Annotated in this window: 21 protein-coding genes; 8 read left to right on the top strand and 13 right to left on the bottom strand. The window is 63.6% G+C overall.

Translation table 11 applies throughout. From position 1 onward, the window contains the following. Window positions 1-76: 76 nt before the first annotated feature. The 10 genes from NCR35_RS11810 to urtA form a co-directional block, all read right to left on the bottom strand. Window positions 77-796: an amino acid ABC transporter ATP-binding protein gene (locus NCR35_RS11810; RefSeq protein WP_250534485.1), complete on the bottom strand. Its 720-nt coding sequence runs from the start codon at window positions 794-796 to the stop codon at window positions 77-79. Further along, window positions 783-1,433 carry an amino acid ABC transporter permease gene (locus NCR35_RS11805; protein WP_244847024.1) on the bottom strand — a complete coding sequence of 217 codons (651 nt, stop codon included), beginning with the start codon at window positions 1,431-1,433 and terminating at the stop codon, window positions 783-785. The genes NCR35_RS11810 and NCR35_RS11805 overlap by 14 nt, the downstream gene beginning before the upstream one ends. Beyond that, entirely contained in the window at window positions 1,430-2,119 is a 690-nt protein-coding gene (locus NCR35_RS11800) for an amino acid ABC transporter permease (protein ID WP_250534484.1), read from the bottom strand. Before NCR35_RS11800 ends, NCR35_RS11805 begins: the two co-directional genes overlap by 4 nt. 18 nt (window positions 2,120-2,137) lie before the next feature. Further along, a complete protein-coding gene (locus tag NCR35_RS11795; protein ID WP_250534483.1) occupies window positions 2,138-2,935 on the bottom strand; it encodes a transporter substrate-binding domain-containing protein in 798 nt (265 codons plus the stop codon). Between the two features lie 175 nt (window positions 2,936-3,110). Then, window positions 3,111-3,971 (bottom strand): urease accessory protein UreD, encoded by an 861-nt coding sequence (locus NCR35_RS11790; RefSeq protein ID WP_250534482.1) that lies wholly within the window; start codon window positions 3,969-3,971, stop codon window positions 3,111-3,113. Window positions 3,972-4,000: 29 nt separating this feature from the next. After that, the gene (gene urtE, locus NCR35_RS11785; RefSeq protein ID WP_250534481.1) at window positions 4,001-4,693 is read right to left on the bottom strand and encodes an urea ABC transporter ATP-binding subunit UrtE; all 693 of its coding nucleotides are present in this window, start codon (window positions 4,691-4,693) and stop codon (window positions 4,001-4,003) included. 15 nt (window positions 4,694-4,708) lie between these two features. Next, on the bottom strand, window positions 4,709-5,593 hold the full coding sequence (urtD, locus tag NCR35_RS11780) for an urea ABC transporter ATP-binding protein UrtD (RefSeq protein WP_250534479.1): 885 nt from the start codon (window positions 5,591-5,593) through the stop codon (window positions 4,709-4,711). Continuing rightward, window positions 5,590-6,780 carry an urea ABC transporter permease subunit UrtC gene (gene urtC, locus NCR35_RS11775; RefSeq protein WP_250534478.1) on the bottom strand — a complete coding sequence of 397 codons (1,191 nt, stop codon included), beginning with the start codon at window positions 6,778-6,780 and terminating at the stop codon, window positions 5,590-5,592. Before urtC ends, urtD begins: the two co-directional genes overlap by 4 nt. Before the next feature lie 3 nt (window positions 6,781-6,783). Further along, a complete protein-coding gene (urtB, locus tag NCR35_RS11770; RefSeq protein WP_250534477.1) occupies window positions 6,784-8,400 on the bottom strand; it encodes an urea ABC transporter permease subunit UrtB in 1,617 nt (538 codons plus the stop codon). Window positions 8,401-8,483: 83 nt separating this feature from the next. Continuing rightward, window positions 8,484-9,791: an urea ABC transporter substrate-binding protein gene (gene urtA, locus NCR35_RS11765; protein ID WP_250534476.1), complete on the bottom strand. Its 1,308-nt coding sequence runs from the start codon at window positions 9,789-9,791 to the stop codon at window positions 8,484-8,486. A 461-nt stretch (window positions 9,792-10,252) separates the two neighbouring features. Here urtA and NCR35_RS11760 point away from each other — a divergent pair, with 461 nt between their 5' ends. Both NCR35_RS11760 and NCR35_RS11755 read left to right on the top strand, forming a co-directional pair. Beyond that, entirely contained in the window at window positions 10,253-10,633 is a 381-nt protein-coding gene (locus NCR35_RS11760) for an aggregation-promoting factor C-terminal-like domain-containing protein (protein ID WP_250534475.1), read from the top strand. Window positions 10,634-10,635: 2 nt separating this feature from the next. Then, a complete protein-coding gene (locus NCR35_RS11755; protein WP_250534473.1) occupies window positions 10,636-11,112 on the top strand; it encodes a hypothetical protein in 477 nt (158 codons plus the stop codon). A 79-nt stretch (window positions 11,113-11,191) separates the two neighbouring features. Here the strand turns inward: NCR35_RS11755 and NCR35_RS11750 are convergent, their stop codons facing one another. After that, a complete protein-coding gene (locus NCR35_RS11750) occupies window positions 11,192-11,968 on the bottom strand; it encodes an SDR family oxidoreductase (RefSeq protein ID WP_250534472.1) in 777 nt (258 codons plus the stop codon). Between the two features lie 11 nt (window positions 11,969-11,979). Further along, window positions 11,980-13,419 (bottom strand): aldehyde dehydrogenase family protein, encoded by a 1,440-nt coding sequence (locus tag NCR35_RS11745; protein WP_250534718.1) that lies wholly within the window; start codon window positions 13,417-13,419, stop codon window positions 11,980-11,982. Window positions 13,420-13,609: 190 nt separating this feature from the next. Here NCR35_RS11745 and ppa point away from each other — a divergent pair, with 190 nt between their 5' ends. Continuing rightward, a complete protein-coding gene (gene ppa / locus NCR35_RS11740) occupies window positions 13,610-14,137 on the top strand; it encodes an inorganic diphosphatase (protein ID WP_175944678.1) in 528 nt (175 codons plus the stop codon). Between the two features lie 96 nt (window positions 14,138-14,233). Here ppa and NCR35_RS11735 read toward each other — a convergent pair whose 3' ends face one another. Then, window positions 14,234-14,518 carry a GIY-YIG nuclease family protein gene (locus NCR35_RS11735; RefSeq protein ID WP_250534471.1) on the bottom strand — a complete coding sequence of 95 codons (285 nt, stop codon included), beginning with the start codon at window positions 14,516-14,518 and terminating at the stop codon, window positions 14,234-14,236. A gap of 149 nt (window positions 14,519-14,667) precedes the next feature. Between NCR35_RS11735 and NCR35_RS11730 the strand changes: the two genes are divergently transcribed. The 5 genes from NCR35_RS11730 (at window position 14,668) to NCR35_RS11710 (ending at window position 21,856) form a co-directional block, all read left to right on the top strand. Further along, entirely contained in the window at window positions 14,668-15,810 is a 1,143-nt protein-coding gene (locus NCR35_RS11730) for a GNAT family N-acetyltransferase (protein ID WP_250534470.1), read from the top strand. A 69-nt stretch (window positions 15,811-15,879) separates the two neighbouring features. Continuing rightward, on the top strand, window positions 15,880-17,934 hold the full coding sequence (locus tag NCR35_RS11725; protein ID WP_250534469.1) for an NAD(+) synthase: 2,055 nt from the start codon (window positions 15,880-15,882) through the stop codon (window positions 17,932-17,934). 119 nt (window positions 17,935-18,053) lie between these two features. Then, a complete protein-coding gene (gene glnK, locus NCR35_RS11720; RefSeq protein ID WP_008342452.1) occupies window positions 18,054-18,392 on the top strand; it encodes a P-II family nitrogen regulator in 339 nt (112 codons plus the stop codon). Window positions 18,393-18,509: 117 nt separating this feature from the next. Next, window positions 18,510-20,267: a cation:proton antiporter gene (locus NCR35_RS11715; protein ID WP_250534468.1), complete on the top strand. Its 1,758-nt coding sequence runs from the start codon at window positions 18,510-18,512 to the stop codon at window positions 20,265-20,267. Window positions 20,268-20,416: 149 nt separating this feature from the next. Next, window positions 20,417-21,856 (top strand): gamma-glutamyl-gamma-aminobutyrate hydrolase family protein, encoded by a 1,440-nt coding sequence (locus NCR35_RS11710; protein ID WP_250534467.1) that lies wholly within the window; start codon window positions 20,417-20,419, stop codon window positions 21,854-21,856. The last annotated feature ends 21 nt before the right edge of the window (window positions 21,857-21,877 follow it).

Here is a 21,877-nt window from a genome sequence, read left to right as displayed (position 1 = left end):
AGGCGATGGGCTTCGTCATGCTAGCACTTGCTCCCTGTTTCCGGGCCGCTTTGTGAGCGAGCTTTCAGCGGGCTTGTCATTGAATGAAGCGTTGCAGCTCGACGCTCGCGGGCCGCTCGAAGATCTGCTCGGGCGCGCCGGATTCCCACACGCGTCCCTGATGCATGAAGACGACCTTGTCGCTCACGTTGCGCGCAAACCGCATCTCGTGCGTCACCATGATGAGCGTCATGCCATCGCGCGCAAGGTCTTCGACGACGGCCAGTACTTCGCCGACGAGTTCGGGATCGAGCGCCGAGGTGATTTCATCGCACAAGAGCACGCTCGGATTCATCGCCAGCGCGCGCGCAATGGCGACGCGTTGCTGTTGTCCGCCGGATAACTGCTCCGGATAGGCATCGAACTTGTCGCCGAGGCCGACGCGTTCCAGCACCGTATGCGCGGTCGCGCGCGCCTTCGCCTTATGAATCTTCTTGACGACCGTTTGCGCCAGCATCACGTTCTGCCCGGCGGTGAGATGCGGAAAGAGATTGTATTGCTGAAAGACCATGCCGACCTTGAGCCGCAGCGCGCGCAAGTCGGCGCGGCGCGCGTCGATATGCTCGCCGTCGATTTCGATCGAGCCTTCGTCGATGCTTTCGAGGCCATTGAGCGTGCGCAGCAGCGTGCTCTTGCCCGAGCCGCTCTTGCCGATGATGGACACCACTTGCCCGCGCTCGACCGTGAAGTCGATGCCCTTCAGGACCTGATTCGAGCCGAAGTGCTTGTGCAGATTGCGCGTTTCAACGAGCGGCATGCCATTTCCTTTCGAGCGTGCGCGCAAAGCGCGTCAGCGGATAACAGAGAACGAAGTAGATGATCGCGACGAGGCCATACACGAGAAACGGGCGGAACGTCGCGTTCGATATCATCGTGCCGGCCTTCGTGAGTTCGGTGAAGCCGATGATGGAGACGAGCGCCGTATCCTTCACCGCCTGCACGGCGAAGCCGGCAGTCGGCCCGACGGCGATGCGCGTGGCCTGCGGAAGAATCACATGGCGAAGCTGCTCGAAGTAGCTCATTGCAAGGCTCGCGGACGCTTCCCACTGGCCCTTCGGCACCGCTTCGACCGCGCCGCGCCATATCTCCGCGAGATAGGCGCTCGTGAAAAGCGTGAGTCCGACAGTGGCGGCGAGCCACGGCGACACGTCGATGCCGAGCAAGGGCAGCCCGAAGAAAACGAGGAACAGTTGCATCAGAAGCGGCGTGCCCTGGAAAAGCTGAATGTAGCCCTTCACCAGCGTGCGCAGGACTTCGTACTTCGACACGCGCATCACCAGAAGCGCGAAGCCGACGATGCCGCCGAGCACGAACGATACGATCGACAGCACGATGGTCCAGCGCGCGGCCAAGAGTAGGTTCTCGACGATTTGCGTGAAGGTGAATTCGATCATCGCGCGCGGCTTCCGTTGGCGCTTGCGCCGTGCATGAAAAGACGCTTGCCCGCTGCGTTGAGCGCCGTGCGCAGCACGAGCGCGAGCGCCAGATACGAAGCGGTGACGAGAAAGCACGTTTCGAATGCGCGAAAGTTGCGCGACTGGATATAGCTCGCGGCATACGTCAGATCGGGCACGGAAATCTGCGAGACCACGGCGGAGCCGAGCATCGTGATGACGATCTGGCTCGTGAGCGCGGGAAAGACCTTGGCGAGCGCCTGTGGCAGCACGACATGCCGAAAGGCTTCATTGCGCGACATCGCGAGCGATGCGGCCGCTTCGTGATGCCCCTTCGGCACCGCCGCGATGCCCGCCCGAATGATCTCGACGGAATACGCGCCGAGGTTCAACGTCATCGCGATAATGGCCGCGACGTACTCGCTCAGATGAATGCCGAGCGCGGGCAGCCCGAAGAACACGAAGAACAGTTGCACGATGAACGGGGTGTTGCGAATCGCCTCGACATAGCCGCCGACGAGCGAACGCAGCCACGCGCGATCGCTGTCGCGACCGGCTGCGCCAGCCACGCCGAGCGATACGCCAAGCGCGGTCGAGATGGCGGTCAGCGCAAGCGTCGTCGCCGCGCCGCTCGCAAACATGCCCGCGTAGTTCGCGAAGTCGGCGAATTCCAGTTGATAGGCCATGCGATGTAGCGCCTTGCGTTACAGACTGGCAGGCAGCGGCTGGCCGAACCACTTCTTCGACATGGCGTTGAGCGTGCCGTCCTTTTTCGCCTGCGCGATGGTGTCGTCGACCTTGGCCAATAAGCGCGGCTCGTTCTTGTTCATGCCGACGAAGCAGGGCGAATCCTTGATGATGAACTTCGCTTCGGGCCGACGCGGCGGATTCTTCGCAAGGATCGCCGCGGCGACGATATTGCCCGCCGCGATCAACTGAACCTGTCCCGAGAGAAATGCGGAGATGGTCGCGTTGTTGTCTTCGAAGCGTTTGATGGTGGCGTTCGGCGCCATTTGCGACAGCGCAATCTCCTCCAGCGCGCCGCGCGTCGCGCCCACGGTCTTGCCGGTGAGATCGGCCGGACCGCTCACCTTGATGTCGGCGGGACCAAAAACCCCTTGAAAATAGGGCGCATAAGGCGTCGAGAAGTCCAGCACTTTCTCTCGCTCAGGTGTCTTGCCGAGCGACGAGATCACCAGATCGACCTTGTTCGTCGTGAGATACGGAATGCGGTTCGCGCTGTTCACGGGCACGAGCTGGAGTTTGACCTTCATAGACTTGGCGAGCAATGCGGCCATGTCGACGTCATAGCCTTGCGGCTGCATGTCGGCGCCGACCGAGCCGAACGGCGGATAGTCTTCGGGCACGGCCACGCGCAGGGTGCCGCTCTTGGCGATGGTATCGAGCGCGTCGGCGTGTGCCGGCACAGTAAAGGCGAAAAGCGGCGTGAGGGCGACCGCGGCGAGTGCGGTGCGTCGCGCACGGAAGAAGAGCTTCGGCATGAATGATCCTCCAGGCTTTGTGACGGCCGCGTCGCATGCGCGGCTCTTGGAGCCGTGCTCTAAAGCGAGAGCCGTGCCATCGACGCTGAAGCCTTATGCCATATGCGATGCCTGGCTGGTCACGCGGCCTTGCGCACACACGCGGGGCGCGCTCGTGCGCCGTCATGGTGCGTGCTCAAGTGGTCCACAACCTGAGCGGCCGCGCAGCCACGCCATGCACAAGCGGACGAAGCTCGGTCCAGCAATCGGTCAACGCGCGTTGCAGCGGCTCCATCGAACGGCTGATGGCGCGCACGATCAATACGCCCGGCGCCACGCACGATGCCCCCGCGCGCATCTCGTCATCGAACGGCAACTGCGCGGTGAGCGCCTCGGCCAACGCGTCGTCGCATGCGGGTCCGATGGCCCATAGCGTGCCATAGGCGGGATAGCCCGCGAGTCCTTGCGATGCATCGCGCAAGGGATCGCTCGCATCGATCAGCGCGCGCTCGAACCACAGCGTACGTCCATCGCTATATGCGATACGCGACACCGCCCTGATGCGCCCCTGCGTCCAGCGTTCGCCGGCGGCGGCGCGGCCGAGCAGCATCGCATCCCAGCCGATGGCCGTTGCGCCTTCGTCGAGCGTGACATTGAACGCAAGCTCCACGTTCGACGATTCGAACACGATGTTGTTCTGCGGAAGCCAGTCGAGCTTCGCGTGTCGCCCGAGATGAACGTCGATACGCTGTGTCGCGAGCTTGCCGTTCGCCTTGTACCACTTGGTCGCGCCGGGTGTCGTGATGACCGCATGCGTGTCTTCGCCGAGCTTTACATCGACGGATAGGCGATCGCCACCCGCGACGCCGCCCGGCGGATGCACGATCACCGCGTGGCAGATATCGCCTTCGGGATAGAGCGGCCGTTGCACGCGCAGCGGACCTTCATGCTTGCGATGCGCGCATACCGTGCGGTCATGCTGCCGGGCAAAGCCGAGTTCGAGCGTGCCGCGCCAGACATCCGGATGAGCGAGCGCCGCGTGAGATTCGTGATGCATGGAAGCAATGCGTTATGAGCGGTCCACCATCATACGGCGATCAGCTCGCGCACTCCATGCGCATCCATCTCCGATCCCTCGCCGCCCGCAACGATCTCGCCGCGACTCATCACCCAATAATGGTCCGCCAGCTCGCGTGCGAAGTCGTAATACTGCTCGACGAGCAGCACCGTCATGCCCATTTCATCGACGAGCTGGCGCAGCGTTCGGCCGATGTCGCGAATGATGGATGGCTGGATGCCTTCGGTCGGTTCATCGAGAATGAGCAATTGCGGCTGGCTCATCAACGCGCGGCCGATGGCGAGCTGTTGCTGCTGACCACCCGACAGATCGCCGCCGCGCCGATGCTTCATCTCGCGCAGCACGGGGAAAAGCGCATAGATGTGGTCGGGAATCTTCGAAGGCGCCTTGCGGCTCGCGGCGCCGACGAGCAGGTTCTCCTCCACCGTCAGACGCCCGAAGATATCGCGGCCCTGCGGTACATAAGCGAGACCGCTCGCGACGCGCGCATGCGTGGGCATCGACGAGATCTTTGCGCCGCGCCATGTGATGCTGCCGCTTTTAGACGGCACCACGCCCATGAGACAGCGCAGCAGTGTGGTCTTGCCGACGCCGTTACGGCCGAGCAGCACGGTGAGTTTGCCCTCGGGCACCGTCATCTTCACGTCGCGCAGAATGTGACTGCCGCCGTAATACTGATTGAGCGATTCGACTTCGAGCATTGAGTGGTTCCGGTATCAACGGCCAAGATACGATTCGATCACGGCCTCGTCGCGCTTCACGCTATCGAGCGTGCCTTCGGCGAGCACGCTGCCTTCGGCCATGACCGTCACCTTGCCGCTGTCGCCCGCGAGCGCCGCGACGAACTCCATGTCGTGCTCGACCACCATCATCGAACATGAACCCCGTAGCGTGTTCAGCAATTCCGCGAGTTCCATGGTTTCGTGATCGGTCATGCCGGCAGCGGGTTCATCGAGCAAGAGCAGGGCGGGCTGCTGCATGAGCAACATGCCAATTTCGAGGCGCTGCTTTTGTCCATGCGACAACTCGCCGGCAAGCCGCGTCGCCTGATGCTCCAAGCGAATCAGTTCGAGCGTCTCTTCGATGCGCGCCTGCGCCGCGCGATCCAGCCGCGCGCGCAACGACGCGAACCATCGCTTGTCCGTCTTCATCGCGAGTTCGAGGTTCTCCCACACAGGATGATTCTCGAAGACAGTCGGCTTCTGAAACTTGCGGCCGATGCCCGTGCGCGCGATCACGGGCTCGGACATGCGCGTGAGATCGAACGTCTGCCCGAGAAACACGCGGCCGTCGTCGGGCCGCGTCTTGCCGGTGATGACGTCCATCATCGTGGTCTTGCCCGCGCCGTTGGGGCCGATCACGCAGCGCAACTCGCCCACGTCGATGGACAGCGTGAGCTTGTTGAGCGCGCGAAAGCCGTCGAAACTGACGGTCACGTCTTCGAGATAGAGAATCGTTCCATGCGATACATCGATCTCGCCGGGCTTGAGCACATGGCCGAGTCCGGAGTTGACGTTGATGTTCTTGTGCCCCGGCTCATTCACACCGGGCGGCTGAGGAATCGGCGGCAAGTCGACGATCAATGCGTGATAGGCGGTCATTCTGCGGCGCCTCCTTGCGTCTTGCGGCGGGCGAGTCCGATAAGACCCATGATTCCGTTCGGCAACAAGAGCGGCACCAGTGTGAAGATAAGCCCGAGGAAGAAGAGCCAGTATTCCGCGAAATACGCCGTGAAAAAGCTCTTCGCGCCATTGACGGCGAACGCGCCGATGATCGGCCCGATGAGTGTCCCGCGTCCGCCGACCGCGACCCAGATCGCCATTTCGATGGAGTTGGCGGGCGACATCTCGCTCGGATTGATGATGCCGACTTGCGGCACGTACAGCGCGCCCGCGATGCCGCACAGCACGGCCGATACGGTCCAGATGAAGAGCTTGTAGGCGAGCGGGCTATAGCCGAGAAACATGAGCCGCGCTTCGCCATCGCGCACGCCGGTCACCACGCGCCCGAGCTTCGACGTGACGATCCAGCGCGCCACGAGGAACGCGAGCACGAGCACCGCGAACGTGATGAGGAAGAGGACCGTGCGTGTTCCCGCATGCGTGATCGGAAAGCCCGCGATGCGCTTGAAATCCGTGAAGCCGTTATTGCCGCCGAAGCCCGTTTCGTTGCGATAGAAAAGCAGCATCGCGGCGAAGGTCATGGCCTGCGTGATGATCGACAGATACACGCCCTTCACGCGCGAGCGAAACGTGAAGAAGCCGAAGACCCAGGCCAGCACGCCGGGCACGAGCACGACGAGCAAGAGCGCGTACCAGAGATGCTCCGTGCCTTGCCAGTACCACGGCAGCGCGTGCCAGTCGAGAAACACCATGAAGTCCGGCAGATCGCTTTGATACGTGCCTTCGCGTCCGATGGAGCGCATCAGGTACATGCCCATTGCATAGCCGCCGAGCGCGAAGAACAGCGCGTGGCCCAGGCTCAGAATGCCGCAATAACCCCAGACGAGATCGAGTGCGAGCGCGCCGATCGCATAGCACATGAGCTTGCCGACAAGCGTCATCGCGTAAGCCGACAAATGGAACGCGCTCGTTTCCGGCAGCACGAGCGCCGAGAGCGGCACGCAGATGCCCATTGCAACGATGAGCGCCAGCAACGCGAGCCAGCCGTTGCGCGGCAACAGCGCGGCGCGCGGCGGCAGGCCGAGCGCGAAGCCTGCGTGCGCGGCGCTTGCATCCGGTTGCGGCGTGACGTCCAAATTTGCGCTGATGTTGGTCGAGGCGGTCATGGTTCAGGCCTCCGCGCTGCGGCCCTTCAGGGCGAACATGCCCTGCGGACGCTTCTGGATGAACAGCACGATCAGCACGAGCACCGCGATCTTCGCGAGCACCGCGCCCCAGAACGGCTCGATCGCCTTGTTGACGAGACCGAGCCCGAAGCCGCCGATCACGGTGCCCGCGAGCTGGCCTACGCCGCCGAGCACCACGGCCATGAACGAATCGATGATGTAGCTCTGCCCGAGGTCAGGGCCCACGTTGCCGATCTGCGAGAGCGCGCATCCGCCGAGCCCGGCGATGCCCGCGCCGAACGCGAACGCATACGAATCGACGCGCGCGGTCTTCACGCCGACGCACGCGGCCATGCGGCGATTCTGCGTGACGGCGCGCACGAAGAGGCCGAGGCGTGTGCGCGTCAACACGGCCCATGCAATCAGCACCACGGCGAGCGAGAACGCGAGAATCGTCAGGCGGTTATACGGCAGGATCAGGTTCTGCATCACCGCGACGCCGCCGCTCATCCACGAAGGATTCGTGACCTGCACGTTCTGCGCGCCGAAGATCGTTCGCGTCGCTTGAATGAGTATGAGGCTGATGCCGAAGGTCGTCAGCAGCGTTTCGAGCGGCCGCCCATAGAGGTGCTTCAGCACGAGCCTTTCCAGCACGATGCCGACGAGCGCCGCCGCAACGAACGACGCGGGCACCGCGAAGAGCGGATACCAGTTGAACGCCGCGGGCGCGTAATGCTGCACGAGGTTCTGCACGACATAGGTTGCATAAGCGCCGATCATCAGGAATTCGCCGTGCGCCATATTGATGACGCCGATCAGGCCGTACGTGATCGCCAGTCCCAATGCGGCCAGCAGCAGCACGCTGCCGAGCGATAGACCGGCGAACAGCGTGCCCGCGATTTCACTGCGGCGCTGGATGGAGTCGAGGGCTTCGATACCGGTCTGCGCCGCCGCGCGCACGCGTTCATCGGGTTCATTGAAGCTGCCATCGCTCTTCTTCGCGACGATGGGGCGCAGCAACTCATACATGTCGAGGTCATGCCGCGCTGCGACAAGTCGAGCGGCTTCGAGGCGCTTGTTCACATCGGGATCATGCAGCGCGGTCATCGCCCAGAGCGTGTCGAGGCGCTTCTTCAACTCGGCGTCGGTCTCGGCGGCGCGGGCGCGATCGATGAGCGGCTTCATCGACGCGTCAGGGTTCTTCAACAGCGCGGTCACCGCTTCACGGCGCTTGGCCAGGTCCGGCGATGCGAGTTGAAGGCCCGACAGGGCGCCCGCCACTTTCGTGCGCAACTGGTTGTTCAGTGTGATCGCTTGCGCATCGGGCGCTTCCGCGATCTTGCCTGTGATGGCGTCCTTGTTGCCCTCGTCGGTCTGCACATAGACGTGGCCGTTATCGGTGGCGACGAGCGAACCGTCCGCGAGCGCATTGAGGACGGCGACAGAAGGTGCATCCGCATTCGCGATGAGCTTGTCGATGGCGGCGGACTTGGCCTGATAGTCATCGCCTGCAAGCGGCGCGAGTTCGTCGGCGCTAAGCGCGTGCGCGGTGAACGGCGTAAGCGCGATGCACAGCACGAGCATCGCACGCAAGAAGGGAAGCACAACGGAGCCGTTCATAAGGGCCTTTCTGATGAGACTCGAACGGCCGCGCGCAACGTTCGGTCACGCGCGGCCTTGCTTCATGTATCGGTGCCTCAGGCTCAGGCGACACGCACGCGCGAGCGCCGCAAGAACGACGGAATCGAGCTGACGACATCCGGCTTGCCCTGATTGCCCGCGATATAGGGGCTCCACGGCTGCGCGCGAATCGCGGTCTTCGTTTTCCATACGACATTGAACTGACCGTCGCCGCGAATCTCGCCGATCATCACCGGCTTGTGCAGATGATGATTGCCGTCCATCGTGAGCGTGAAGCCCGAAGGCGCGGCGAAGCTCTGGCCGATCATGGCGGTCCGCACCTTGTCCACGTCCGTGCTCTTCGCTTTCTCGACGGCCTGCTTCCACATGTGGATGCCGACGAAGGTCGCTTCCATCGGATCGTTCGTCACGCGCTTGTCGCCGCCCGGCAGGTTCTGCGTCTTCACCCATTCGGCGAACTGTGTCTCGAACTTCTTGTTGTTCGGGTTCTTGACCGACATGAAGTAGTTCCATGCGGCGAGATGGCCGACGAGCGGCTTCGTGTCGATGCCGCGCAGCTCTTCTTCGCCGACGGAGAATGCGACCACCGGCACGTCCGTCGCTTTCAGCCCTTGATTGCCGAGTTCCTTGTAGAACGGAACGTTCGAATCCCCGTTGATCGTCGAGACGACCGTGGTCTTTCCCCCTTGCGAGAAGGTCTTGATGTTCGCGACGATGGTCTGATAGTCGCTATGTCCGAACGGTGTGTAGACCTCCTGAATATCTGCATCCTTGACTCCTTTCGAATGGAGGAAGGCGCGCAGGATCTTGTTGGTCGTGCGCGGGTACACGTAGTCGGTGCCGAGCAGGAAGAAGCGCTTGGCGCTGCCGCCTTCCGGTCCCATCAGATACTCGACAGCGGGAATGGCCTGCTGGTTCGGCGCGGCCCCGGTGTAGAACACGTTGCGCGACATCTCTTCGCCTTCGTACTGCACGGGATAGAAGAGCAGGCCGTTGAGTTCCTCGAACACCGGCAGCACGGACTTGCGCGACACGGACGTCCAGCAACCGAACACGCAGGCGACCTTGTCCTGCGTGAGAAGCTGACGCGCCTTCTCGGCGAACAGCGGCCAGTTGGAAGCGGGATCGACGACGACGGCTTCGAGCTGCCGGCCCATCACGCCGCCGTTCTTGTTGATATCGGCGATGGTCATGAGCGCGGTGTCCTTGAGCGATGTCTCGGAGATCGCCATGGTGCCGGAGAGCGAATGCAGCACGCCGACCTTGATCGGGCCGGTATCGGCAGCTTGCGCTTTGGAGATGGGAAGCTGGCCAGCGAGGGCGAGCGCGCCCGACATGGAACCGAGCTTCAGCAGACTGCGTCGTTTCATTGATGTGTTCCCCTTGCCGATATGTTGTGTCGCTCCGTGCGGAGCAGAGATGAGGCGGGTCTTTTGACGTGGTTGACGGCTGACCGGCGGGGAAGGAATTGCAAGGGGTATGCCAATGGGGGCTTGGATCAAGGCTGGCGGGGGTTTGCGGGGGATGGTGTTGCGCTGGTCTGGTAGGTGCGGATCGGCTCGGGACCCTATTTGGTGCATGCGGCATGGGGCTTGCATTGTTCCGGTGCGGCGGTGTTTTTTCCTGCGCATGCTTTTTTCTGAGCGAGGGTCGGCCGCCTTTCTGTCGCTGGCGGAGCAGGTAGTGGTTCGGACGCGTAGCGATTGGCGTCGACAAAAAGTAGCAAACATCGTGACCTGGGCGCCGTGAGTTTAGTGTTATGGTGCTGCGGCCAGATGATTAGGAAAACAAAATGATTTCAGGACGTCACGGACCGCACGAAGAGAGAACCGTGAAGCATTCGCACGGCCATCGACAGCAGAAGACAAAAAAGCGCGGCTGGCAGGAGAAGCCAGTCAGCGTCGTGCCGTTGCACGTGCAAATGGCGCTCAGAGACGCGATGCGGGAGGAGCATATCGCGGCAGTGGATTTCGATGATCTGCTATGGATCATGGCGCAGGAATCGGCCGGAATCGTTGGCGCCAGGAATGGCGACTCCTCCGCGCGCGGGCTGTTTCAGTTACTTCGGGCGCAGTACAACCTGAACCCGCACGGCGAAGCGTCGTTTGGTATTGCTGTCGAAGAATGCCAGGGCGGGATCCACTATATTTATGGACGCTATCGCACAGCGTCCAATGCTCGCGACTTCTGGAAACGTCATCACTGGTATTGAGCATGCGTCCAGTTCTAAAAGTGGTCGTCGCCTGCGTGCTCATGGCTGCGTCGAGCATCACCCATGCGCGAAAGGTTCCAGCTTTCGAGGACTGCGCAGCCCACGCGCAGTCGACGTCGAGACAGCCGACCTTGAACTTTGCCGATGCTCGAGTGCGCAAGTATCGTAGCGTGCTTCGCGATGCCGCTAAAGGCCGCGCCAACTTCGCGGGCCATTACGTGATTGCGGAGTGGGGCTGCGGTTCTGCTTGTGTCATGGCGGCGGTCATCGACAAGTCCTCAGGACGGGTCACGTCTCTGCCGTTTACCGTGTCTGACTGGCCGGTTGATGTGACAGAGCCACTGGAATATCGCGCGAATAGCTGCCTTGTGATCGTTCGAGGGAGTCGTAACGAAAGCCGTGAGCATGGGACCTATTACTATACGTTCGATGGTGCCAAGTTCCACTTGCTGGCTACGGAGTCCACGCACTCGCACTAGCAGGGCGCTTGCGCAGGCTCACACCGCTGCCGCGCAGCGTGCGATGCAAGCCCGGCACCGTGCACCCCCCACCTAACCCTCAAACACACCTCCCCCCATCCACCTCCAACGCCACCCCCGTAATAAACTCCGCATCATCCGAAGCCAGATAAAGCGCGGCATTCGCAATATCCTGCGGCGTCGACAAGCGCCCGAGCGGAATCGTCGCGAGAAACTTCTGGCGATTCGCCGGCGTATCCTCCATGCCCATGAATTCGGACAGCAACCCTGTCTCGCCCATCACCGGATTGATGCAGTTCACGCGAATGCGGTCCGGGCCCAGTTCCACCGCCAGCGCCTTGCTCGCGACGATCACCGCCGCCTTGCTGCCGTTGTACCAGACGAGGCCGGGACGCGGCCGCACGCCCGCCGTCGATGCAATGTTGATGAACGCACCGCCGCCTTGCTCGCGAAAGTAAGGCACGAACTGCTCGACGCTCCAGTAGATGCTCTTCACGTTCACCGCATACACGCGGTCGAACTCGGCTTCGGTGACATCCAGCACCGGCTTGTTACGGTGCGTCGTGCCCGCATTGTTCACGACCACCTGCACGCTGCCGAAGTCCTGAATCGCGGCATCGAAAAGCGCCTGCCAGTCCTCGCGCTTCGTGACGTCGCCCGTGACCGCGATCGCGCGTCCATGCGTCGCCGATGACGACGACCCGAGCGCGATCTCGCTCGCCACGCGTTCGGCCGCCGGGCCGTTCAGATCGTTGACCACCACGTTCGCCCCTTCACGCGCAAACGTCTTCGCAATGCCTTCGCCGAAACCCGAGCCCGCGCCCGTCACGATCACCGTTTTGCCTTGCAGTCGCATGTCGTCTCCTTTTATCCGTGTTTGATGGCAATAGTCTTGAGCGTCGTGAAGCCATACAGCGCCTCGAAGCCTTTCTCGCGTCCGTGTCCCGAATGCTTGACGCCGCCGAACGGCAGTTCGACGCCGCCGCCCGCGCCATAGTTGTTGATGAACACCTGCCCCGAGCGCACGCGGCGCGCAAGACGCATCTGCCGCGCGCCGTCGCGTGTCCAGATGCCCGCGACGAGGCCGTAGTCCGTGCCGTTCGCGAGCCTGAGCGCGTCGGCTTCGTCGTCGAAGGGCATCGCGGCGAGCACCGGGCCGAACACTTCCTCGCGCGCGAGACGATGCGTCGGCGGCACGTCGCGCAAAAGCGTCGGCGCCTGATAGAAGCCCGCTTCGGGCGCATCGGCGACGACTTCGCCATGCGCGGCCATCGCGATGCCGTCGTGCTGCGCATCGGAGAGAAAGTCCCACACGCGCTGCTGCTGCTTCGCGCTGATGAGCGGGCCGCAGTCCAGATCGAGCTTGCTCGGGCCGACCTTCAGCGCAGCGAACGCCGTTGATAACCGGTCGATGAGCGGCTCGTAAGCCGCGCGCTCGATCAGCACGCGGCTGCCCGCCGAGCAAGTCTGCCCCGCGTTCTGCACGATGGCCGCGACGAGCACGGGCAGGGCGGCGTCGAAATCGGCATCGGCGAAAACGATCTGCGGCGACTTGCCGCCCAGCTCCAGCGTGACGGGCACGTGGTTGTCGGCGGCCATCTTGGTGACGGCCGCGCCCGTCGCGGGGGAGCCCGTGAACGAAATGTGATCGATGCCCGGATGACGCGCGAGCGCCGCGCCCGCTTCGTGGCCGTAGCCGGTGACGATGTTGAGGGCGCCATCGGGCAGGCCCGCTTCGGCGGCGAGTTCGGCGACGCGCAACAGCGAGAGGCACGCGTCCTCGGCGGGCTTCACGACGCACGCGTTGCCGGTGGCGAGCGCCGCGCCGACGCTGCGCCCGAAGATCTGCAGCGGATAGTTCCACGGCACGATGTGCCCGGTGACGCCATGCGGCTCGCGGATGGTGAGCACCGTGAAGCCGGACTGATACGGCAGCGTCTCGCCGTGCAGCTTGTCGGCGGCGCCCGCGTAGAACTCGAAATAGCGCGCGATGCCGGTCGCATCGGCGCGCGCCTGCTTGAGCGGCTTGCCGGTGTCGCGCGCTTCGATCTGCGCGATTTCCTCGTGGCACGCGGCGATCAGCATCGAGAGCCGCGCGAGAATGCGGCCGCGCTCGGCTGCGCTCGTCGCGCCCCAGACGCCGTCGTACGCGGCGCGCGCCGCGCTCACGGCGCGGTCGATGTCCGCGCTCGTGCCGCGCGCAAGCTCCGCGAACACTTGCCCGTCGGATGGATCGACCACGGGAATCGTCTCTCCGCCCGATGCCGCGATCCATCGGTTGCCGATGAAATGCTTCGCTTCCTCCATGCGCGTCTCCTTGTCGGTTCGTTCGCTCACTGTTGGTCGAATCGATTATCACGCACCCGGGCCGCCGGGCGCCTTTGGCTATAATGCCTGAGTGTCTCACCTCGCAGCGCCCGCGTTCCATTCGTGACGCGTCCGAACGCGCCGCACGCAATTTCCCCGTTTCCGAACTCAACTTCTCCAGAGAGTGCTCATGAGCTTCAATAACGTACCTCCCGGCCGTGATCTCCCGCAGGATTTCAACGTCATCATCGAAATTCCCGCGCAAAGCGATCCGGTCAAATACGAAGCGGACAAGGACATGGGCCTGCTCGTCGTCGATCGTTTCATCGGCACCGGCATGCGCTATCCGGCCAACTACGGCTTCATTCCGCAGACGCTGTCGGGCGACGGCGATCCGGTCGACGTGCTCGTCATCACGCCGTATCCGCTGCTCGCGGGTTCGGTGGTGCGCGCGCGTGCGCTCGGCATGCTGCAGATGACCGACGAATCGGGCGTGGACGCCAAGCTGATCGCCGTGCCGCACGACAAGGTCTGCCCGATGACGGCGAATCTCAAGTCCGTGGACGACGTGCCCGAATTCCTGAAGGATCAGATCAAGCACTTCTTCGAGCAATACAAGGCGCTCGAAAAGGGCAAGTGGGTGAAGGTGGAAGGCTGGGCGGGCATCGACGCCGCGCACAAGGAAATCACCGAAGGCATCGCGAATTACAAGAAGTAAGCGCGCAACTTGTCCGCGTTGTGATCAGACGCCGCCGTCCGCTCGCCGGGCGCGCGGCGTTTTGTTTTGATGCGCGGTGCGAAGGTCTGAATGGCGTCAGCCGGCTTCGACGCGCGGCAGCACCGAGTCCAGCGTGCGTTCGCCCGCGATCAACGCGCGCTTCTGCTGCACCGGCAGGCGCTTGACCCAGTACTCGGCGCGCGATGCCTCCGATCTTCCCGCCACCTCGAACGACGCCACGACGCGCAGCGGTTTTTTCGCCCGCGTATAGCGCGCGCCCTTGCCGCTCACGTGCGCGGTGAAGCGCGCTTCGACATCCGTCGCGATGCCGGTGTAGAGACTGCCGTCGTCGCATTCGATCAGATAGAGAAACCACGGCATCGCGTGTTTACATGGCTCAGAGACTTCGATGCCGCGCATTATCGCCGATGCAGACGCGCGAGCACGCCGACGCCTTCGCGCGACTTGCGCGAGAATAGCCGCTTTCGGGCGCGCGAGCGCCCATCGGTCCATTCTGCGAGGGTGCCTGTTTGAATCGCGAGATCGAAATTCATGTGGTCGATACGCTCGACGACATTCCGGCCGACGACTGGAACCGGCTCGCCGGCGACAATCCGTTCGTGCGGCACGGCTTCTTGTCCGCGTTGCAAGAGACGCAATGCGCGGTCAAGCGCACCGGCTGGCGCGCGCATCATCTGATCCTGGAGCGCGGCGGGCAGTTTGCGGGCGCAATGCCGCTTTACCTGAAGTCGCATTCGCGCGGCGAATACGTGTTCGATCACGCGTGGGCCGACGCCTTCGAGCGACACGGCCTGCGCTATTACCCGAAGGCGCTGTCGGCGGTGCCGTTTTCGCCGGTGACCGGGCCGCGGCTCATCGCCGCCGAGCACGAGGACCGCGTGCTGCTGGCGCGCGGCGCGATCGAGCTGACGCGCCGGCTCGACATCTCGTCGCTGCACGTTTTGTTTCCGCATGCGCAGGACATCGAGGCGCTCACGGACGCCGGCTACATGCTGCGCGAGGGCGTGCAGTTCCACTGGGAGAATCTGCCCGGCGACGGTTATGCGAGCTTCGACGCGTTCCTCGCGACGATGAGCCACGACAAGCGCAAGAAGGTGAAGCAGGATCGCCGCCGCGTGATGGAGGCGGGCGTCACGTACACGTGGCTGCGCGGCGCGCAAATCGACGAGCGCGCGCTCGACTTCTTCTATGACTGCTACGAGAACACGTACCGCGAGCACTGGAACGCGCCGTATCTCTCGCGCGAATTCTTCGGCCGGATTCATGCGGATGCGCCCGACAGCATGCTGCTCGTGATCGCCGAAGCGGACGGCCAGCGGCTTGCGTGCGCGCTCAACATGATCGGCGGCGACGTCATGTATGGCCGCTACTGGGGCACGCGCGAGTTTATTTCAGGGCTGCACTTCGAGACGTGCTACATGCAGGGCATCGCGTATTGCATCGAGCACCGGCTCGCGCGCTTCGAAGGCGGCGCGCAGGGCGTGCACAAGATGTCGCGCGGGCTTTTGCCGACGCCGACGTGGTCCGCGCACTGGATCGCGGACGAGCGGTTCCGCGAAGCCATCGCCGATTTTCTCGACGCAGAAACCGAAGCGATGGATCAGCACATCGAAGAGCTCGAAGCGCACACGCCGTTCAGAAAGAAGGGCTAGAACTGCGATAATCGTTGCGGCTCTTCCCACGTCCAAACAACGCTCCACGCGCCGAAGGTAACGACGACCATGAGCAAGAACTTCTTCAATCTGTATAGCCACGACTTCGCGCGCGTCGCGGTCGCGATTCCGAACTGCAAGGTCGCGGACCCCGCTTTCAACGCGGCCGGGACCATCGAACTCGCAAAGCAGGCGGCGGCGCGCGGCGCGGTGCTCGTCGCGTTTCCCGAGCTAGGGTTGTCCGCTTATAGCTGCGACGATCTCTTTCATCAGCGCGCCTTGCTCGACGCGTGCAAGGACGCGCTGCAAAGCATCGTCGATGCATCGAAGTCGCTCAAGGTCGCGATGATCGTCGGCATGCCGCTGCTCATCGAGCACAAGCTCTTCAACTGCGCGGTCGTGATCGCGGACGGCGTCATTCGCGGCGTCGTGCCGAAGAGCTATCTGCCGAACTACGGCGAGTTCTACGAAGCACGGCAGTTCAGCCCCGCCGATGCCGCGACCACGCATACCGTCTCGCTGTGCGGACAGGAAGCGCCCTTCGGCGCGTCGCTGCTGTTCCAGATCAAGAACTTGCCGCTTTTCCGCTTCCACGTCGAGATTTGCGAGGACGTGTGGGTGCCCATTCCGCCGTCGTCGTTCGCGGCGCTCGCGGGCGCGACGGTGCTCGTCAATCTGTCGGCGTCGAATATCGTCGTGGGCAAGTCGGCGTATCGGCATCAGCTGGTCGGGCAGCAGTCCGCGCGCTGTATCGCCGCATATCTCTACACATCGGCGGGCGAGGGCGAATCGACCACGGATCTCGCATGGGACGGGCAGGGCCTGATTTACGAGAACGGCGAGATGCTGGCGGAATCCGAGCGATTCTCGGGCGAGTCGCACATCATCTTCGCCGATGTGGATCTCGAACGCCTCTCGCGCGAACGCATGCGGCAAACCACGTTCGGCCGATCGACGCAGCGGCACGCCGACGAAGTCGCCCAGTTCCGCGTGGTCGAATTCGATTTGCCGGCGCCCGTGGACGGCACCTTGCCGCTCGAACGGCGCGTGCAGCGTTTCCCGTACGTGCCGGCGGATGCCGCCCGCCGCGACGCGCGATGCAACGAGGTCTACAACATCCAGGTGCAGGCGCTGCTGCAACGGCTGCGCTCGTCGGGCATTTCGAAGGTCGTCATCGGCGTGTCCGGCGGACTCGACTCGACGCATGCACTGCTCGTGTGCGCGAAAGCGATGGACCGTCTCGGCCTGCCGCGCTCGAACATCCTCGCCTACACGATGCCGGGCTTCGCGACGAGCGAGCGCACGCTCAGGCAGGCGCGCGAGTTGATGGAAGTGATCGGCTGCACGGCGGAGGAAATCGACATTCGTCCGAGCTGCACGCAGATGCTCGCCGATATCGGCCATCCGCATAGCGAGGACAATCAGCAATACGACATCACGTACGAGAACGTGCAGGCCGGCGAGCGCACGAGCCATCTTTTCAGGCTCGCGAATTTTCATAACGCGATCGTCGTCGGGACGGGCGATCTGAGCGAGCTTGCGCTCGGATGGTGCACGTACGGCGTCGGCGATCACATGTCGCACTACAACGTCAACGCGAGCGTGCCGAAGACGCTCATTACGCATCTGGTGCGGTGGGTCGCGGAGTCGGGCCAGATCGGCGATGCGGGCAGCGACGTGCTGGAGAACGTCCTCGCCACGGACATCAGCCCCGAGCTGATCCCGGGCAAGGCGAGCGGCGCGCTCGAACAGAAGACGGAGAGCGTGATCGGGCCGTACGAGTTGCAGGACTTCAACCTTTACTACACGGTCCGCTTCGGCTTCGCGCCGTCGAAGGTCGCGTTCCTCGCGTTCACGGCATGGCGCGACCGCGAGGCGGGCGCGTGGCCGGAAGGTCCGAACGTCGCGCGCAATCAGTACGGGCTCGCGGATATCCGCAAGAATCTGCGCATCTTCCTCGACCGGTTCTTCCGCACGAGCCAGTTCAAGCGGTCCTGCATACCGAATGCACCTAAAGTAGGCTCGGGTGGCTCGCTTTCGCCGCGCGGCGACTGGCGCGCGCCGAGCGATTCGCAGGCAACGGTGTGGCTCAACGATCTCGAACGCGTGCCGGAGAGCGAGTGAGCGCAAGTCGCGGTTAACCGGGCCGATGACTCGATGAAAGGCGGCTAGAATCGAAGGCATCGGTCGCGCAAGCGACGACACTTTTCCTGAACCGTCTGTTTTCCGAAGCGAGGTCCGCCATGAAACGCATCACCGCCATCATCAAACCGTTCAAGCTCGACGAAGTTCGCGAGGCGCTTGCCGAAGTCGGGCTGACGGGCTTGACGGTCACGGAAGTCAAGGGCTTCGGGCGCCAGAAAGGGCACACCGAGCTCTATCGTGGTGCGGAGTACGTGGTGGACTTCCTGCCGAAGGTGAAGATCGAAGTCGTCGTCGCGAACGATCAGACCGATCAGGTCATCGACGCGATCATCGGCGCGGCGCGCACCGGCAAGATCGGCGACGGCAAGATCTTCGTGGCCGACGTCGAGCGCGTGATCCGCATCCGCACCGGCGAGGAGAACGAAGCGGCGGTCTGATCGTTCCACGCTTCTCGCCTGCCACGCCCGCTCACCGTAGCGGGCGTTTGTTTTCGACGGCGGCGCATCTCCTGCTGTAACATCGACTGCCTATAATCTTCTTGTAAGGATCAGTCGATGCACCACGCGATCGGCTTCATTCAGGATCTCGCCGTCATCATGGCGATCGCGGGCGTCGTGACGGTGCTGTTTCATCGCCTGCGACAGCCGGTCGTGCTGGGCTACATCGTCGCGGGCGTCATCATCGGGCCGTACACGCCGCCGTTCCAACTCATCAACGACGAAGCCACCATTCAGACGCTCGGCGAACTGGGCGTCGTGTTCCTGATGTTTTCGCTCGGGCTCGAATTCAGCCTGCGCAAGCTCTTTCGCGTCGGCGCGACGGCGTTCGTCGCGGCGCTGTCCGAGATCGTGCTGATGATCTGGATCGGCTATGAAATCGGCCGCTGGTTCGGCTGGAGCGCGATGGATTCGCTCTTTCTCGGCGCGATGCTCGCCATCTCGTCGACCACGATCATCGTGAAGGCGCTCTCGGAACTCGGCCTGAAAGGCGAGGGCTTCGCGCAACTCGTGTTCGGTATTTTGATCGTCGAGGACATTCTCGCCATCGCGATGCTCGTGCTGCTGTCGGGCATCGCCCAGACGGGTTCGGTGAGCGCGGGCGTGGCGGCCGTGACGCTCGGCAAGCTGCTGCTCTTCATGACGGTGTCGCTCGTGGTCGGCATCGTGGTGGTGCCCCGCGCGCTCGATTACGTGGCGCGTTCGAAAAGCGACGAGATGCTGCTCGTCACGGTGCTGGGCTTCTGCTTCGGCTTCTGTCTGCTGGTCGTCAAGCTGGATTATTCGATTGCGCTCGGCGCGTTTTTGATCGGCGCGATCATGGCCGAATCGAAGCACCTCGCGCGCATCGAGCATCTGATCGCGCCGGTGCGCGACATGTTCTCCGCGATCTTCTTCGTGACCATCGGGCTCCTGCTCAATCCGTCGGTGCTCGTCGATTACGCGTGGCCGATCGGCGTCATCACGGTGGCGGTGGTGCTCGGCAAGATCGTGTCGTGCGGGCTCGGCAGCTTTCTCGCGGGCAAGGACGGACGCACCGCGATGCGCGTCGGCATGAGCGTCGCGCAGATCGGCGAGTTCTCGTTCATCATCGCGTCGCTCGGGCTGTCGCTGAAAGTGACGAGCAGTTTTCTCTATCCGATCGCGGTGGCCGTCTCCGCGCTGACGACGCTCTCCACGCCGTATCTGATGCGCGCCGCCGATCCGCTCACGCTGCGTCTCGCGCGCGCGATGCCCGCGCCGCTCGCGCACACGTTCGGCGCGTATTCGCAATGGCTCGCGAGCCTCGCGCCCGCCGCCGAGGGCGCGACGCTCGTCGCGATGACGAGGCGCATCGTGCTTCAGATCGCCGTGAATCTGGCGCTCGTCGCAGCGATCTTTCTTGGTGCATCGTATGCGGCGCCGTTTGCGTCGAGCCATCTCGCGCGCTGGCTGGAAACGGACAACGCGCAGCGCGTGGTGTTGTGGAGCGCGGCGCTCGTCATTGCGCTGCCGTTTCTGGTGGCGGTGTATCGCAAGCTGGAATCGCTCGCGCTGCTGCTCGCGGAAGTGAGCGTGCAACCGGCGAAAGCCGGGCGCTTCACGCACGCTATCCGCTCGGCCGTCTCGGGCCTGATTCCGATTGTCGCGATGTTCGGCGTCTTTCTGCTCGTCGCGGCGCTGTCGGGCGGCATCCTCCCGCCGTTCGGCCTGATGCTCGGCGTGCTGCTCTGCGTGGCGCTCCTTTTGACCGTCTTGTGGCGCTGGTGCGTGAAGATCCACGCGACCCTGCAGATCGCGTTGCGCGAGACGCTGCAGGAACCGCGCGATCATTGAGCACGATCACTGAGCACGCTCACTGAGCGCGTGACATCGCTCGCGATAATGTGAGCAAATGTGTGCTGGTTTGCTTCACCGCGTTCGATGGGCGGATAATCGAAGCCTCTCCATTCTCCTAGTGGCGCTTTTGTGCGCCTGACATCGGGATGAGCGAAAAGAACACGTCGAACGACTCGGGCATCACCGGCAATAACGACATTTCCAACGCGGCGGCGTCGCGGGGCGCGGACGCATCCGCCGCCGCGCAGGCGAGCGCGCGCGCATCGACGGATGCGCCTTCGAGCGCGTCCACCGTCGAGCCCGTGGACCGCAACGCGGCGCGGCGCGAAGAGGCGCAGCAAACCGCCCGCGATGCGCGCGCCCCTGTGGCGAGCGCGACCGCTGCGCAGGAAGCCGCGGCTCGCGCGGCAAGTCCGGTCAGTCCGGCGAGTGCGGCGAGTCCGGCACGCGCCGAACGTGTCGACGCCAAGACGAGCCTCGCGCAGAACCTCGAAGCCGCCACCGAAGCCGAGGCGCAAAGCACGCAGGCCGAAGCCGTGCTGCAAGCCGAGGCTGCATTAGAGGCCGAGGCGGAGGTCCAGGCCGAAGCCGCGCTCTCGCGGCCCGCCACCGGGCTGCCTCCGGAATTCACCGCCGCGCCGGATTTCGGCAAGTTCAATCCGCCGCCCATTCCGCCGCAGTCCGCCGCCGAGACGACGGCGGCACAGCCCGCCTATCTGAAGACGTCCGATTCGGCGTGGTCGGTGTTCGGCCGCATCGTCGCGGCGCGGGCGCGGCAAATCTTCGACCGGGCCGGGCAGCGCATCACGCAGCGCACGCTGCGCATCGGCGTCTCGGCGCGCATCTTTCATCCGGAGCCGGGCGCGAAGGGCTTGCGCGGCAAGACGTTGCAGTATCTCGAGGAATCCATCGCGCACTGGGTCATGTCGCGCGACGTGCTGGTGTTCATGATTCCGACGGTCGGTCATCAGGGCATGCTGCATCCGAGCAATATCCGCCTGCGTGACTACGCGAAACATCTCGACGGCTTGCTGCTGCAAGGCGGCGCGGACGTCTCGCCGCAGTCGTACGAGGAAGTGACCACGCGCCCGGAATGGCCCGGCGACCGCGTGCGCGACATGTACGAACTGGAACTGCTGCACGAGTTCGTCGAATCCGGCAAGCCGGTGCTCGGCGTGTGCCGTGGCTGTCAACTGATCAACGTGGCATTCGGCGGGACGCTGTACGGCGACATCGCCACCGACGTCCCGACTGCCGGCATCCACGTCAACGAGCATTACGACCAGCACCGTCACTCCATCCGGTTTCCGGACGGCTCGTCGCTCGTCAACATGTTCCCGAACCAGCGCGAAGCAATCGTCAATTCGATCCACCATCAGGCCGTGCGGACGCTCGGCCGCGATCTGAACATCGAGGCGGTGTCGTCGTCGGACGGGATCATCGAGGCGGTGCGTTATCGCAAGGCGCCGTTCGTAGTCGGCGTGCAGTGGCACCCGGAGTTTCATCGCGCGGGCGGCGACGAACTGCTCGATTGCACGCCGCTTCTCGATACGTTCCTGCGCGTGGCGCGCGAAACGCGGTTCTAGGCGCGCGGTTTCTTCCGTGCA

Origin of the sequence: Caballeronia sp. AZ10_KS36 (assembly GCF_023631105.1) — a bacterium.
GTDB lineage: Bacteria > Pseudomonadota > Gammaproteobacteria > Burkholderiales > Burkholderiaceae > Caballeronia.
Note: the sequence above shows the minus strand (reverse complement) of the source record. Positions and strands in the feature narration are given on the sequence as shown.